Origin of the sequence: Kribbella jiaozuonensis, from assembly GCF_005233875.1 — a bacterium.
GTDB lineage: Bacteria > Actinomycetota > Actinomycetes > Propionibacteriales > Kribbellaceae > Kribbella > Kribbella jiaozuonensis.
In genome coordinates this window covers 633,649-648,606 of sequence record NZ_SZPZ01000001.1, presented here as the reverse complement: position 1 = coordinate 648,606, position 14,958 = coordinate 633,649, and the positions used below count along the sequence as shown (strand labels likewise).

Below are 14,958 nucleotides of genomic sequence, written 5' to 3'. Positions count from 1 at the left end.
GGCCCGATGGGTCAGCCCGTTCAGCAAGCACCGACCTGGCAGTACCCGCCGATCCCGATCCCCCAGCCACCAGGCGGCCGCCGCCGGCGTAAGAAGAAGGTCTCCCGCGGTCTCCTGATCGGCCTGGTCGTCCTCGCCGTGCTGGTAGTCGGCTCCGGCATCACCCTGATCGTCCGCAGCATCGGCGGCAATGACCAGCAGGCCACCAACAATCCGACGGCACCCGTGTCCGAGTCCTCCTCGTCGCCGTCCGAGTCCCCGTCGACGTCGCCGAGCCCGTCCACACCGCGCGGCCCGACGGTCGACGAGGTCGTGAAGGGAAGCGCGCTCTACAAGATCGGCCCGGTCGCCGCGTCGAAGTGCGCGGAGCCGCCGTTCGCACCGGTCACGGTCGCCGCAGCTCAGCAGTACTACAACCGTCTGCTGCCCTGCCTCAACCGCACCTGGTGGCTGGCGATGAAGAAGGCCAACCTCCCGTTCCGCAACCCCAAGGCAGTCGTGTACGTCGGCAAGACGCCGTCCCCGTGCGGGATCCAGCGCAGCGTGCGTGCGGCGTACTGCGCTGCGAACGAGACGATCTACCTGCCGTTCGCCGTCGACAACGGGTACTACCGGACCAACCCGGTCTACGCCCGCGCGGTCATGCTGAACACGTTCGCCCACGAATACGGGCACCACGTGCAGAAGCTGAGCGGCATCCTCGCCTCGTCGATGTCACGACAGCAGTCGATGACGCCGAACCAGAAGCTGCTCGAGAGCCGCCGGCGCGAGCTGCAGGCGACCTGCCTCGGCGCGGTTTACCTCGGTGCGAACGCGACGTTCACCCCGATGAGCGGCCCGCTGCTCGCGAACTGGAAGTTCCTGATCTCCCACTCCGGTGACGACTACGCCCGGCCGCGCGTGCACGACCACGGCAACCGGGTGAGCAACTACCAGTGGTCGATCACCGGCTACAACAGCAAGAAGCCGGACGCCTGCAACACGTTCACCGCAGCGGACGTCCGGGTCAACTAAGCCCGCAACAGCCGCAAGAGCGCAGCCGCCGCCCGTCAGCCGAAGAGCCGGCGGGCGGTGGTCAGCGAGCCGCCGAACGCGTTGACGAAGTTGCTGAGCGACTCCCCGATGTCCGACAGGTGCCAGTTCTCCGGTCCGGAGTACCAGCCGATCCCGGCGTCGGGGTCGTCGTCGTCATCGGTCGCCGCGATCTCCAGCGCCCACTTCTCGGTCAGTCCGAGCACAGCGGCGTACGGCAGGCAGCGGGACGCGAACTCGAGCCGGTGGCTCTGCGGCAGGGTCGCCGAGGACTCGTTGGCCAGGTAGTGCTGCAGACCGGCCACCCGGCCCAGTACGGCGGCGCCGCGCGCGGTCCGGGCCGGAGCAGCCTGACCGACGAGTGCGAGCACCAGGCCGGCCGCCATGACTGCGAACCCGACCAGACCGAACTTGCTGACGATCGCGAGCACGATGGTCAGTACGACGCCTGCACCGAGCAGCACCACGCCCGCAGTGGTCCACCGGTTCCGGACCGCGTCCGGACGGTTGTTGAACCAGCCCTGCGTCACGACGTCGGCGTACAACTGCTCGCGGACCAGGTTGAGCCTCGGCCGGAGCGACGGGCCGAGCGCGGACACCAGCACCGAGTCGCCGTCCGCGAATACCGCGTCCAGCAAGGCCTTCTCGTACGGCAGGAGCTCCGGACCGCCCGGGTGCAGCCGCTGCAGCTCCCAGTCCAGCCGCCCGAAGTGCGACTCGCGTGGCTGCTCGACGATCGTCAGGTAGTTGCGCACGGCAAGGTCCAGCAGCGTGGCGGTGATGTCGACGACGTCGGCCGTCTCGTCCACCACCGTGCCGACCTGACCTGGCCGGATCCCGTCCGGGGCGGCGAACTGCGGTCCGTCGTCGCCGTCCAGCACCGGGCGCTCCGGCGCACCGTCACCGACCTTTGCTGCGTCGCGGCCGCGGAAGAACCACAGGCCGACCGCGCCGAGCAGTCCGATGCCGAACACGATCACGGCCAGACCGATCGTGCTCGAGTCCGCGGTGAACGCGCGGCCGAGTGACCAGCGGGTCGAGTACTGCGCGTTGGCCTGCACCGTCGCCTGGTCGCTCAGCCCGGTCAGGAACGTCAGCCGCCCGCCTGCGGGTACGCCGTTCTGCTGGATCTGCAGGTCGGCGGACTCACCCAACTGGGACGACGTACACGGCATGCTCGAACCGGTCCGGCCGGCGAAGCAGGTCACCCAGGTCGCGAACGGGACGCTGACACTCAGGTTGGCCGTCGGCACTGAGACAGGAAAGCCCTGCACGATCGGCCAGCTCACCTCGCGGCCCTCGGTCGAGTCGGCGACCACGTTGTCCACCGTGTAGCTGTAGACGATCTTCGACTGGCCGGACACGTTCAGCGTGAGCTTGCGGCCGTCGTCGGTGCTCTGGTTCTGGAAGCCCTGCGCGGGCTGGCCGTTCACCGTCGCCGACACGTCCTTCAGGTCGTACGTGCGGTCGCGCTCGGAGTCGGACCGGACCCGGGTCGTCAGCGTCCGGCTGAACGTCGTACCGCCGGCGGTCAGGTCGACGGACTCCTTCACCTGGAGTTGCCCGTCCTTGGTGAGCGTCGCATCCGCGGAGTACGCCGTGATCTGGTCGTCGGCCCGACCCGCCGCCTGGGCGGACACCGGGCTCAGGGCAACGAACAGGCCCGCGACCGGTGCAGTCAGGGACATCAGCAGGGCAGCCGGGAGGAGGCGGCGCTTCGGTGACATGGGTCGAGAGTAGTCTCGTGCCGGTTCGTGCAGCGAACTCGACCGACCAGCCTGGAGGCCAGAGTAGTGAGCAGCCCGTACGGGTACGGCGGCCCGCCGCAGGGCCGACCACCCGGCCCGCCGCCCGGCATCCTGCCACCGCCGCAGGCAGCCCCGTGGCCGCCGCAGCAGGGCCAGTACCCACCCGGTCCGCCGCAGCAGTACCCGGGTCAGTGGGGGCAGCCGTACTACGGTTCTCCGGGTCAGTTCAACGGGTTCCAGCCCCCGCGGAAGCGCGGTGGCCCGCTCCGGCTGATCCTGCTCGGCTTCGTCCTGCTGATCTTCATCGGTGTGTCAGTGGCCGTCATGGCTGCTCTGATGGGCAACAGCGGCACCGACACCGCTGACCCCGGTGTGACGGGTCCGTCGATCGTGCCGACCCCGACCACGAACCCGCAGAAGGGGACCGCCGAGGACTACCTGCTGAACGCCGACGTCTACCGCACCGGCCCGCTCCCCGAGGAGAACTGCCCGGCGGCGAACCTCGGCAGCGGCAGCCTGGCCGCGCAGAAGGTCTACTACCAGCGGCTGTTCAAGTGCCTCAACGATGCGTGGCGGCCGATCTTCCACGAGCTCGGCCAGGACAAGCCGGATCCAGGACTGGTCGTGTTCGACCAGCCGGTGCAGACCGCGTGCGGCAACTTCCAGCCGCTGTCCGGACGCGTACTGGCGTTCTACTGCTACGGCAACCAGGTGATGTACGTCGACGTGAAGCAGATGAACCGGGCCTTCGGACCGCAGCAGGACCTGGCGTACCTGATGACGATCGCGCACGAGTACGGGCACCACGTGCAAGGCGTCACCGGACTGTTCTACGCGCGGGCGGTCTATCTGCAGGACCATCCGGACCAGAAGCTCGAGAGCTCGCGGCGCAACGAGTTGCAGGCCTCGTGCTTCGGCGGTGTGTTCAGCAAGGCCGTGGAGAAGTCGTACCCGTTGACGAACCGGCTGGACGAGTTCAAGGAGCAATCCAGCAACAGCTTCGGCGAGTCCCCGGACACGCCGCCGGATGAGCGGACGCACGGTCTGGCCACCAGTCAGGGCTTCTGGATCCAGAACGGTTTCAACATCGGCGCCAACAAGGCATGTGACACCTTCGCTGTATCGGCGGACCTGGTGAAGTGAGCGATCGGCTGATCGGGGGCCGTTACTTACTGGGGGAACCGCTCGGCTCGGGCGGCATGGGCTCGGTCTGGCGTGCCCACGATCAGCAACTCGACCGCACGGTCGCACTGAAGCGCGCGCACCCCGGCGTGGACGACCCGGACGGACGCCGGCTGCGCCGCGAGGCCCAGACCGGCGCCCGGCTGCACGATCCGCACGTGGTGACGATCTTCGACGTGGTGTCCGACGGCGACGAGCATTGGCTGGTACTGGAGTACCTGCCGTCGCGCGGTCTGGACGAACTCGGCAGGTTGCCGGTCGACCAGGTCGCAAAGATCGGCGTACAGATCGCCTCCGCGCTGCAGGCCGTGCACGCGGCCGGCATCATCCATCGCGACCTCAAGCCGGCCAACATCCTGGTGACCTCGGACGGTACGGCGAAACTCGCGGACTTCGGCATCTCGCGGCGGATGTGGGCGGAGGCGACGCTGACCGACGGCGCGACCGTCGGTACGCCGGCCAACCTCGCCCCGGAAGTGGCCAACGGCAACGAACCTACTACTGCCTCCGATGTGTTCTCGCTCGGTGCGGTGCTCTACTCGGCTTTGGAAGGGCACTCGCCGTTCGGCGACGACCCCAATCCTCTCGCGGTACTGCGGCGCGCGGCGCGGGGCGAGCTGGAGCCGTTGCAGCGAGGCGGTGAGCTGACGCCGCTGATCACCAGGATGCTCGCCATCGATCCGCAGGACCGGCCATCGGCTGCCGAGGTGGTCGAGGAGCTCGGCGGCGGCGCCGCGGCTGCTGCGCCACCGCATCGCCCCCGCCGCTGGGTGATTCCGGCCGCGGCGGCTGCCGTTGTTGTTGCCGTCGTTGTGGCGCTGGTGTTGTCGCATGTGTTCTCAGGACCGGCCGAGCCGACCGCGGAGCAGTCGGCGCAACAGTCAGGCCGGCCGTCAGAGCAGCAGCCAGGGCAGCCGTCGGTCCAGCCCTCCACTCCCACGACGCCTGCCGCCGGACCGGTCGGGGATCCGCTGACGGTTGATCCGTGTGCGTTGATCGACGAGAAGTCGCTGAGCCGGTTCGGGCAGACCACGCTGGATCCGGCGTACGGGAACTTCGACCGGTGCGACGTGGTGGTGACCGGCAAGGGCGACCAGGAGGTCGACGTACGGGCGGAGCTGAATCTGCCCTACACCGACTCGCCGAGAGGTGCGGTGCAGAAGTTCACCGGCAACCTGCGCACTGTGACGCGAGTGCAGTCCGGCGGTGACGACTGCGAGCGGGTGCTGGTCCTCTCCGACCGCACACAGATCCAGGTGGAGGCGCGGCACACGGAGGGCTCCGGGATGGACGTGTGCGCGATGGCGGAAGCCGTTACGCAGAAGGCAATCAGCGTCGTGCAGGCCGGTCCGGTCCCGCGGCGGGTGGAGCCCTTGCCGGCCACGTCGCTGGCGCACGTCAACGCGTGCACGCTGCTGGACAACAAGGCACTCGAGCTGATCCCCGGTGTCGACGCCACACATCCGGACACGTCGTTCGGGAACTGGTCGTGTGGTTGGGAAAGCACGGCCAGCGACCTGTCGGTGGACCTGTACTTCGACCGGAACCAGCCGCTCGACGCCTCGGACGGGCAGCCGATCACAGTGGGCGGGCGGTCCGCGTTCCTCTCGAACGAGAATGACGGTCCGAAGACCTGCGCGGTAGTGATCGTCTACCGGACGTACGTCGAGTCGAACGGGCAGGACGCGGTCGAGTTGGTGACGATGTCCGTAGGTGGTTCGGCGAAGCCCGCCACGCTGTGTGGACTGGCGACAAAGCTCGCCCAGTCCGCCGTCGTGAAGCTGCCGAGGGCGTGAGATGGAGCCGATCCGGAGTCTTCCGCAGGACCAGGCCAGCCTGGCAGGCGGCGTACCTGACGCCCAGCCGGGCACGATGTTCGTGCTGAGCGTCGGCGGTGGCCTCACCGTCGACCCTGGACCGCACCGGACGATTCTGTTCGGGCGGAACCGGCCTGAGGTCCATGTATGCGTCGGTGAGGACGATCCGCGCGTCAGCCGGATGCACGGGTCGATCAGCTACCGGTCTGGGCAGTGGTGGGTCGCAGTGACCGGGCGGCTGCCGGTCCGGTTCCCACGCGAGCAGACGCTGTTCGCCGGCGAGGACCCGATGCCGCTCGCGGCCGGATATACCCCGCTGTTCGTCCAGGGCTCCAGCGGTCGCGAGCATCTGCTGGAGGTGTACGTCGTCGGCGACAGCGGCACCCGACCGGTACTGCGCCCACGCGACCCCACGCACCCGCCCCGCGTCTGGCAACTGTCTCCCGCGGAGAAGCTGGCCTTGACCGTCGTCGGCCAGCGGTACCTGCTACACGACCTACATCCGCTGCCCCTGTCCTGGCGACAGGCCGCAGACCAGCTCTCCGAGCTACAGCCGACGGAAGGCTGGACCGCCAAGCGCGTCGAGCACCTGGTGTCCAACGTGCGCAGCCGGCTGTCGCGGGACGGCGTACCCGGGCTGACTCGCGAGGAGGTCGGTGAGCCGGTCGGCAACGCCTTGAACGACAACCTGTTCCGGGCCCTGCTCCTGACGACCACGCTGGTCCCAGCAGACCTCGCCGTACTCGACGACTGAGCTCGGGAGGGGTCCCGAGCAACCAGACCTACCGTCCGGCCATGCTGAAACGCGACAACGCCATCAACGTCCCCGTCCGCGCCACGTCGTCGGAGACTCGTCGTACGTGCGTTTGAAGGCGACGCTGAACGCGAAGGGGTCCTCGTAGCCGACCTGGCGGGCCACAGCCGCCACGGGGGCGGTTGTGGTGCGGAGGAGGTCGGCTGCGAGGGTCATCCGCCAGGCAGTCAGGTACGTGAGCGGCGGCTGGCCGACCAGCTTCGTGAAGCGGGCGGCGAAGGTGGCGCGGGACAGGCCGACCTTGGCAGCGAGCTCCGCGACCGACCAACGGTGTGCAGGGTCATCGTGGAGGTGGCGGAGTGCATCGCCGATCCCAGGGGCGCTGAGAGCCTGGTACCAGGACGGCAGCTCCGCATTCGCACACCACGCACGCAGCGCCAGCACGAGCACGAAGTCCAACAACCTCCGTAGTACGGCGTCCTGCCCCGGCTCCTCGCGAGCGACCTCGGTGGTCAGGAGGTCCAGCGCCGGACGGTTCTGCGGCGTACCGGACACCACCGCCAGCGGAGGCAGCAGCTCAAGCACCCGCCGCCCGACATCACCGCGCAGGTCGTACGCGCCGCGCACCATCGTCGTCGCGCCGGGCAACCCATCGCCATAAGTCCTCGGCGCCAGGTACTCACCCCGCCACTCCACCGGCTCCCCGTCGATCGTGTACTTCTGCCCGCCGCGGATCACGTAGTACGCCGGTGTCGCCGGATCGTCCGCGATCGTGTAACTGCCAACACCCGTGATCAGCGCGATGTCACCAGCAGCCAACATCGTCGGCACACCGTCGTCCAGCCGGAGCCATGCGCTGCCACCGAGCGTCGCGACGACCGACAGCGACGGCACGTCCGCATACGTCACCGACCACGGCCCACGCGCGATGATCTGCCGCACCAGCGCATCCGACGCCTGTGCCCGCTGCAGCAAGTCGCTCAACACATCCACTCTGACCAAGCTAGACGATCACAAAGGGATCGGCGACGATCTCCCATGGATCGTCTGCCTGGACTGCAGTTGGCTGAAGCGCATGAACAAGTTCCTCGTCCTAGGCGGCACCGGCACCACCGGCCGCCGGATCGCAGCCCGCCTCCGCTCCGCAGGCCACGACGTCCGTACGGCGTCGCGCACCGGCAGCGACGTACGACTCGATCTCGACGACCCTTCGACGTGGGCGCCGGCGCTCGACGGCATCACTGCTGCCTATCTCGTGGAGCCCACAGTCCGCCCCGGCGACCGGCTCGCCCGGTTCGCGGACCGGGCGCTCGCGTCCGGCGTACGACGCCTTGTCCTGTTGTCGGCCTCCCGCGCATCCGACCCCAGCCATCCCCTGCACGCCGTCGAACAGACCGTCCGCGGCTGAAGCCATCACGTTCACCGAAGCCGCCGACCAACTGACCGAGGCCGGCCTCCGCGTCGAGTACGTCGCCCTGTCCCCCGCCGATTACACCGAAAAGCTAGTAGACCAAGGCGTTCCGCGGGCCGGCGCGGAACTTCTCACCGACATCCTGACCTCGATCGCCAACGGATACGGCGGCGAACCGACCACTGATGTGGAGCAGGCGCTCGGGCGATCGGCCCGTACTTTCAAGGCATTCGCACACGATCGGGATACAACAAGCAGTTGAGCTGTTCGCTTCGGGTTATCCAGCTGATAACCATGCGGCGTATTATCCGCCCGTGACGTTGCGACGCGGGGAGTTGGCGACGGCCGCGCGGACGCTTGTGGATGTGCTTGAAGAGACCGCCAACAGGTACGCCGACGAGCCGGCGCTCGATGACGGCAGCGTCAGCCTCAGCTATCGCGAACTGCTGGAGCAGACGACCAAGTTCGCCAACCGCCTGACGGCCGCGGGAATCGGTCCGGGCGACCGCGTCGGCATCCGGATCTCGTCCGGGCACAACGACCTGTACGTCGCGATTCTCGGCACGCTCCAGGCCGGTGCGGCGTATGTTCCCGTGGACGCGGACGACCCGGAAGAGCGCGCCGAGCTGGTGTTCGGTGAGGCAGCTGTCGCGGCCACCGTCGGCGACGAGCTCGAGCTGACGGTGACCCGCCCGCAGCAGCAACCGATCGCGGACAACGACGCAGCGAACGGCGCCTTCGACTACCCGTACTCCGCCCGCATGGACGCCGGGACCGCGACTGACGTCCCGCGCGGCACGCAGGGCCCGGAGACGACAGACGACGCGTGGATCATCTTCACCTCGGGGTCGACCGGCGTACCGAAGGGCGTCGCCGTCACACACCGTTCTGCCGCCGCGTTCGTGGATGCCGAGGCTCGCCTGTTCCTGCAGAGCGAGCCGATCGGACCGGACGACCGCGTCCTGGCCGGTCTGTCCGTCGCGTTCGACGCGTCCTGCGAGGAGATGTGGCTGGCCTGGCGGCACGGCGCCTGCCTCGTGCCGGCTCCGCGTTCGCTGGTTCGGACCGGTATGGACCTCGGGCCGTGGTTGGTTGCCCAAGGCATCACTATCGTCTCCACCGTGCCGACGCTGGCCGCGCTCTGGCCGCCGGACGCGCTGGATCAGGTGCGGTTGCTGATCTTCGGCGGCGAGGCCTGTCCGCCCGAGCTCGCCGAGCGGCTCGCGGTCGACGGCCGCGAGGTCTGGAACACGTACGGCCCGACCGAGGCGACGGTGGTGGCCTGCGCCGCCCAGCTCACCGGCGAAGGCCCGGTCCGGATCGGTTTGCCGTTGGACGGTTGGGATCTCGCCGTAGTAGATGCTGCAGGCAACGAAGTCGCCGACGGTGAGATCGGCGAGCTGATCATCGGCGGCGTCGGCCTGGCCCGGTACCTCGACCCGGTCAAGGATGCCGAGAAGTTCGCCCCGATGCCGACGCTGGGCTGGGAGCGCGCGTACCGCAGCGGCGACCTGGTCAAGTCCGATCCGTTGGGCCTGCTGTTCCAGGGCCGTGCCGACGAGCAGGTCAAGCTCGGCGGCCGCCGGATCGAGCTCGGCGAGGTCGACGCGGCCCTGCAGGCGCTCCCCGGGATCACGGGCGCCGCGGCCGCCGTACGCAACAGCGCGGCCGGCAATCAGCTGCTCGTCGGGTACGTCGTACCGGAGGACCCGGCGTCCTTCGACAATGCCAAGGCGACCGAGCGGCTGCGTGAAGCACTGCCCGCGGCGCTAGTGCCGTTGCTCGCTGTCGTCGACACGCTGCCGACCAGGACGTCGGGCAAGGTCGATCGGAACGCACTCCCCTGGCCGCTGCCCGGTATGGACAGCGACGGCCCGCCCGCCGAGCTGACCGGTACTGCGGGCTGGCTGGCCGAGCGCTGGACCAAGGTCCTCGGCGCCAAGGTCACCGGCGAGGACAACGACTTCTTCCTGCACGGCGGCGGCAGCCTCGCCGCGGCTCAACTGGTCTCGGCGCTCCGGGAGAAGTTCCCCGACGTCACCGTCGGCGACATCTACGAGTACCCGCGGCTCGGCGCGCTCGCCGAACGGCTCGACGAGTTCCAGCCCGCCGCGCTGGAGCCGGTCGAGCTGCGCGACATCCGTCCGACGCCGAAGAGCACCCAGCTCCTGCAGACCGCGTTGACCCTGATCCTCCAGACCGTCGTCGGCGTCCGCTGGCTGGTGTACGTCTTCACGCTGAACAACCTGCTCGCCGAGCTGATCGAGCCGCTGCCGTGGGCGCGGACCGTGTCGTGGTGGTGGATCCTCGCCGGCTGGCTGATCCTGATCAGCCCGGCCGGCCGCATGGGCATCGCAGTACTCGGCGCCCGGATCCTGCTGCGCGGCCTGAAGCCCGGGACGTACCCACGCGGTGGCAACGTCCACGTCCGCCTCTGGGCCGCGGAGAACCTCGCCGACGCCGCCGGCGCGGCCAACCTCGCCGGCGCACCCTGGATCGCGTACTACGCCCGCGCCCTCGGAGCCAAGGTCGGCCGCGGCGTCGACCTGCACACGCTTCCGCCGGTGACCGGCATGCTCACGATGGGTCGCGGCGCATCCGTCGAGCCCGAGGTCGACCTGGCCGGCTACTGGATCGACGGCGACCGGCTGCATGTCGGCGCGGTGACCGTCGGCGCAGAGGCAGTGGTCGGCTCCCGCAGCACTCTTCTTCCCGGCTCGGAGATCGGCCGGAACGCCGAGATCATGGCCGGCTCCGCCGTCTCCGGCAAGGTGCCGCCGAACGAGCGCTGGTCCGGCTCGCCCGCGGCCCGGATCGGTCGCGCCCGGCACCCGTGGCCGGATCATCGGCCCGCCCGCGCGCCGTGGTGGGTCGCGGCGTACGGCGCCCAGTCCGCGATCATGTCCTTGATCCCGGTGGCGGCCGCGGCGGCGGCGTTCGTCGTACTCGGACAGTATGTGAAGGGCACGCAGACCCTCGGGGACGCGGCGCTCAAGGGGCTGGCCGCGATCCCGCTGATGACGGTCGTCGGGTTCGCGACGATGGCGATCCTCACGCTGATCGGCGTACGGCTGCTCGGGATCGGGATCAAGCCCGGCCACTACCCGGTCCGCAGCCGGATCGGGTGGCAGGTCTGGGCGACCGAGCGGCTGCTCGACTCGGCCCGGACGTTCCTCTTCCCGCTGTACGCGAGCCTTCTGACCCCGTGGTGGCTGCGGGCGCTCGGGGCGAAGATCGGCCGCGACGTCGAGGCCTCGACAGTGCTGCTGCTCCCGAAGATGACCACGGTCGGCGAAGGCGCGTTCCTCGCCGACGACACGATGATCGCGTCGTACGAACTCGGCGGCGGCTGGCTGCACGTAGCCGGCGCGAAGGTCGGCAAGCGCGCGTTCCTCGGCAACTCCGGCATGACCGCACCGGGCCGGAGCGTCCCGAAGAACGGCCTGGTCGCCGTGCTGTCGGCGGCGCCGAAGAAGTCCAAGGCCGGTACGTCGTGGCTCGGCTCGCCGCCGGTGAAGCTGCGTCGGCAGGCCGTTGCGGGCGATCAGAGCCGGACGTTCAACCCGCCGTACAAGCTGAAGGTCGCGCGGGCGCTGGTCGAGCTGTGCCGCTTCGTCCCGATGATGTGCACGGTCCTGATCGGGATCGGCGTGCTTTTCGCGCTGCAGGCGCTCGACATCTGGCTCGGCCCGCTGGCCGCACTGCTGCTGTCCGGCGCGGTGATCCTGACCGCCGGTGCGGTCGCGGGCGGAATGGCGACGGTCGCCAAGTGGCTGATCGTGGGCCGCACGCGCGCGGTCGAGTATCCGCTGTGGAGTTCGTTCGTCTGGCGCAACGAGGTGGTCGACAGCTTCGTCGAGCTGGTCGCGGCGCCGTGGTTCGCGAACGCCGCCGCCGGTACGCCGGTACTGAACCTGTGGCTCAGATCACTCGGCGCCAAGATCGGCAAGGGCGTCTGGTGCGAGACGTACTGGTTGCCGGAGGCAGATCTGGTCACCCTGGGCGACGGTGCCACGGTGAATCGCGGCTGCGTGCTGCAGACGCACCTTTTTCATGATCGAGTTCTCTCCATGAGCACAGTCACTTTCGGGCCCGGGGCAACCCTCGGACCGCACGGCATCGTCCTCCCGGCCGCGAGCGTAGGAGCAGGAGCTACCATCGGGCCGGTGTCTCTCGTGATGCGTGGTGAAGGTGTGCCGGCGGGTACGCGCTGGGCTGGGAACCCGATCGCTCCTTGGCAGGGCTGATGGTTGACCCTTATGTGCCCACTCATGGAAACGCCGGCTACAAGGTCGAGTCGTACGACCTGGAGCTCGACTATCGGGTCAACAGCAACCGCCTGAACGGCAAGGCGACCATCACGGCCTTCGCTACCCAGCCGCTGTCCCGGTTCAGCTTCGACCTCTCCGGGCTGCGCGCGTCGAAGGTGCTGGTCAACGGCCGCCGCCCGCAGCGCTTCACGCAGCGCGCGGGCAAGCTCTACATCACCGCGAACCTGCCCGACGGCGCCGAGTTCACCGTCGACATCCAGTACGGCGGGAACCCGAAGCCCGAGGACAGCCCGTGGGGCGAGCTCGGCTGGGAGGAACTCACCGAGGGCGTGATCGTCGCGAGCCAGCCGAGCGGCGCGGCGACCTGGTTCCCGTGCAACGACCACCCCGGCGACAAGGCCCATTACCGGATCTCGATCACCACGGATTCGCCGTACCGCGTCGTCGCGAACGGGCGGCTGGTGTCGCGGCGGGTCAAGGCGAGCCGTACGACGTGGGTGTTCGACCAGGCCGCGCCGATGGCGACGTACCTCGCCACCGTGCAGATCGGGTCGTACGACGAGGTGGACCTGGCCACGTCACCGGTGACGATGCGGGGCGTGCTGCCGGGTCGACTGATCCGCGAGTTCCGGCACGACTTCGGGCGGCAGCAGGACATGATGAAGCTGTTCTGCCGGCAGTTCGGGCCGTACCCGTTCGGCGCGTACGCGGTCGTGGTGACCGACGATCCGCTGGAGATCCCGCTCGAGGCGCAGGGCATCTCGGTGTTCGGCAGCAACCATGTCGACGGGCGGCGCGGATCGGAGCGGCTGGTCGCGCACGAGCTGGCGCACCAGTGGTTCGGCAACAGCCTGACGCCGGCGAGCTGGCAGCACATCTGGCTGAACGAAGGCTTCGCCTGCTACGCCGAGTGGTTGTGGTCCGAGGAGTCACGCGGCCTCACCGCCGACCAACAGGTCTCGAAGGCCCACTCGCGGTTGAAGGGCCTCCCGCAGGACCTGATGCTGTCGGACCCCGGCCCGGAACTGATGTTCGACGACCGCCTCTACAAGCGCGGCGCGATCACCCTGCACGTACTGCGCAAGCACCTGGGCGACGAGGCATTCTTCGAACTCCTACACACCTGGACCAAGGTCCATCGGCACAGCTCGGTCACCACCACCGAGTTCATCGCGCTGGCAACCACCTTCAGCCCGGACGAAGAAGTCCTCCGCCACCTGTTCGCCGCCTGGCTGGACTCCTACGAGCTACCGCCCCTGCCCCGGAGGCGATAAACCGGTGCGGAGCTGGCATCACATCGTGCTGGGCTGGGTGCTGCTGGTCGCGGCAGGCGCGTTGTACACGTTTCCGCCGCACGACATCGTGCTGTCGGTGCTCGTGCTGATCCTTGGCGCCGGGTTCCTGGTGATGGGGATCGCGACGCTGGGCGGCGGCAACTTCGGGTACTTCGGTGCGCTGGCCGGCGGGCTGGCCGCCGTACCGTTCGTGATGACGCCGACGCCGGTCGCGCTGTCCCAGGTCGGTACGACGATCACCTGCCACGTCCGCGGGTACGACGGCGACCCGGTGTACGAGTTCACCGCGGACTGCCCGAACGGCCACAGCTACGACTTCACCAAACACGGCTCGCACGACTTCCCCGACGGCAAGGTCCCGGTCATCCTCGACAAGCACGGCGTACTGCAGCCCGAGTTCGCCGGCGAGGAGAACGTGACCGCGGACCTCGTCGGCGGCGTCCTCTGCCTGCTCGTTGCCGCCGGCATCATCGCGGCCGCCGCCGTCCACAACCGCCGCCTGCACGGCAACGTCCGCCAGGTCGTCAACCCAGGGTTCAGCTCCGGTCCCTGACCTGGCGGGCTACTTCGGCGGCGGCTTTTACGAAGCGTTCGGTGAGTGGGGTTCTGGTGGCCCAGGCGGTGCCGGTCCACCAGGTTGCGGCGCGGCCCGGCAGTGGCACCAGGCGGACCTCGGGTGGTGCGATCCGTTCGGCGGACTGCGGTACGACGGCAGGCCCGGCGCCGGCGGCGGTCAGGGCGAGTACGGTCTGTAGATCGCCGGCTTCCTGAAGTATTTGCGGATGGCAACCAAGCTCGGCGTACAGGCTGTTGATCTGGGCCGTCAGCCCCGGCCCCCGCGACGGCGTGAGCCGGATCAGCGGGCGGGCGTCGATCCAGCTGACCAGGTCACGCGGCAGATCCTGCCCGGCCGGCACCGCGAGCGTGAGCCGATCCCGCCGTAACCGAAGGTGTTCGAGACCGGCCGGCACCGGCAGCCGGACGAACCCGATCTGCAGACTCCCGGCCAGCAGTCGCTCACACTGCACCGACGACGGCATGTCCTCGAGCGAGATCGTCACTCCCGGCCACCGGCTCCGGAACAGCGCAACCGCCTTCGGGGCAAGCTCGATCCCGGACAATCCGAACCCGATCGCCAGCGACCCCTCGGCCCCGGACGCGACCTGCACAGCCCGCCGTTCGAAAGCCTCCGACCGGTCCAGCAACTCCAGAGCGTCAGGAAGCAGCAGCTCCCCGGCCGGCGTCAGCCGCGCACCATGACGGCCGCGACTGAACAGCACCGAACCGACCCGACGCTCCAGTACCTGGATCTGCTTGGTCAGCGCCGGCTGACTGGTCGACAACTCCTCGGCCGCGGCACCGAAGTTCCGCAGCCTGGCCACCGTGACGAACGCCCGGAGCAGACGGAGATCCATAACCCCAGGATATGGAATTGTCTCAAACGTCTA

At 69.0% G+C, this 14,958-nt stretch carries 11 protein-coding genes; 8 read left to right on the top strand and 3 right to left on the bottom strand.

Translation table 11 applies throughout. The features are described from left to right. Positions 1-6: 6 nt before the first annotated feature. A complete protein-coding gene (locus tag FDA38_RS42040) occupies positions 7-1,014 on the top strand; it encodes a neutral zinc metallopeptidase (RefSeq protein WP_170989564.1) in 1,008 nt (335 codons plus the stop codon). A 35-nt stretch (positions 1,015-1,049) separates the two neighbouring features. On the opposite strand, the gene FDA38_RS03150 is transcribed toward FDA38_RS42040, so the two are convergent. Continuing rightward, a complete protein-coding gene (locus FDA38_RS03150; RefSeq protein WP_137252542.1) occupies positions 1,050-2,759 on the bottom strand; it encodes a DUF2207 domain-containing protein in 1,710 nt (569 codons plus the stop codon). A gap of 66 nt (positions 2,760-2,825) precedes the next feature. Here FDA38_RS03150 and FDA38_RS03145 point away from each other — a divergent pair, with 66 nt between their 5' ends. The 3 genes from FDA38_RS03145 to FDA38_RS03135 are packed head-to-tail and all read left to right on the top strand — an operon-like array spanning position 2,826 to position 6,533. Beyond that, complete coding sequence (locus tag FDA38_RS03145; protein ID WP_233714494.1) at positions 2,826-3,923, top strand: neutral zinc metallopeptidase; 1,098 nt, start codon at positions 2,826-2,828, stop codon at positions 3,921-3,923. Then, complete coding sequence (locus FDA38_RS03140) at positions 3,920-5,758, top strand: serine/threonine-protein kinase (RefSeq protein WP_137252541.1); 1,839 nt, start codon at positions 3,920-3,922, stop codon at positions 5,756-5,758. The genes FDA38_RS03145 and FDA38_RS03140 overlap by 4 nt, the downstream gene beginning before the upstream one ends. A gap of 1 nt (position 5,759) precedes the next feature. Beyond that, complete coding sequence (locus FDA38_RS03135) at positions 5,760-6,533, top strand: FHA domain-containing protein (RefSeq protein ID WP_137252540.1); 774 nt, start codon at positions 5,760-5,762, stop codon at positions 6,531-6,533. Between the two features lie 63 nt (positions 6,534-6,596). Here FDA38_RS03135 and FDA38_RS03130 read toward each other — a convergent pair whose 3' ends face one another. Continuing rightward, the gene (locus tag FDA38_RS03130; protein ID WP_202877540.1) at positions 6,597-7,517 is read right to left on the bottom strand and encodes an AraC family transcriptional regulator; all 921 of its coding nucleotides are present in this window, start codon (positions 7,515-7,517) and stop codon (positions 6,597-6,599) included. Positions 7,518-7,608: 91 nt separating this feature from the next. Here FDA38_RS03130 and FDA38_RS42585 point away from each other — a divergent pair, with 91 nt between their 5' ends. The 4 genes from FDA38_RS42585 (at position 7,609) to FDA38_RS03110 (ending at position 14,063) form a co-directional block, all read left to right on the top strand. Further along, entirely contained in the window at positions 7,609-7,941 is a 333-nt protein-coding gene (locus FDA38_RS42585) for an SDR family oxidoreductase (protein ID WP_202877539.1), read from the top strand. 317 nt (positions 7,942-8,258) lie between these two features. Next, positions 8,259-12,191: a Pls/PosA family non-ribosomal peptide synthetase gene (locus tag FDA38_RS03120; protein WP_202877538.1), complete on the top strand. Its 3,933-nt coding sequence runs from the start codon at positions 8,259-8,261 to the stop codon at positions 12,189-12,191. 14 nt (positions 12,192-12,205) lie between these two features. Next, complete coding sequence (locus tag FDA38_RS03115) at positions 12,206-13,489, top strand: M1 family metallopeptidase (protein WP_233714493.1); 1,284 nt, start codon at positions 12,206-12,208, stop codon at positions 13,487-13,489. Positions 13,490-13,493: 4 nt separating this feature from the next. Beyond that, the gene (locus tag FDA38_RS03110; RefSeq protein WP_137252536.1) at positions 13,494-14,063 is read left to right on the top strand and encodes a hypothetical protein; all 570 of its coding nucleotides are present in this window, start codon (positions 13,494-13,496) and stop codon (positions 14,061-14,063) included. On the opposite strand, the gene FDA38_RS03105 is transcribed toward FDA38_RS03110, so the two are convergent. Beyond that, entirely contained in the window at positions 14,047-14,925 is an 879-nt protein-coding gene (locus tag FDA38_RS03105; RefSeq protein WP_137252535.1) for a LysR family transcriptional regulator, read from the bottom strand. The two genes, FDA38_RS03110 and FDA38_RS03105, sit on opposite strands and share 17 nt — an antisense overlap. Positions 14,926-14,958 lie beyond the last annotated feature (33 nt).

What these genes read in the sequence shown, in the direction of transcription:
- FDA38_RS42585 (WP_202877539.1), top strand. Translation starts at nt 7,609, where the DNA reads ATGAACAAGTTCCTCGTCCTAGGCGGCACCGGCACCACCGGCCGCCGG.
- FDA38_RS03105 (WP_137252535.1), bottom strand. Translation starts at nt 14,925, where the DNA reads ATGGATCTCCGTCTGCTCCGGGCGTTCGTCACGGTGGCCAGGCTGCGG.
- FDA38_RS03135 (WP_137252540.1), top strand. Translation starts at nt 5,760, where the DNA reads ATGGAGCCGATCCGGAGTCTTCCGCAGGACCAGGCCAGCCTGGCAGGC.
- FDA38_RS42040 (WP_170989564.1), top strand. Translation starts at nt 7, where the DNA reads ATGGGTCAGCCCGTTCAGCAAGCACCGACCTGGCAGTACCCGCCGATC.
- FDA38_RS03150 (WP_137252542.1), bottom strand. Translation starts at nt 2,759, where the DNA reads ATGTCACCGAAGCGCCGCCTCCTCCCGGCTGCCCTGCTGATGTCCCTG.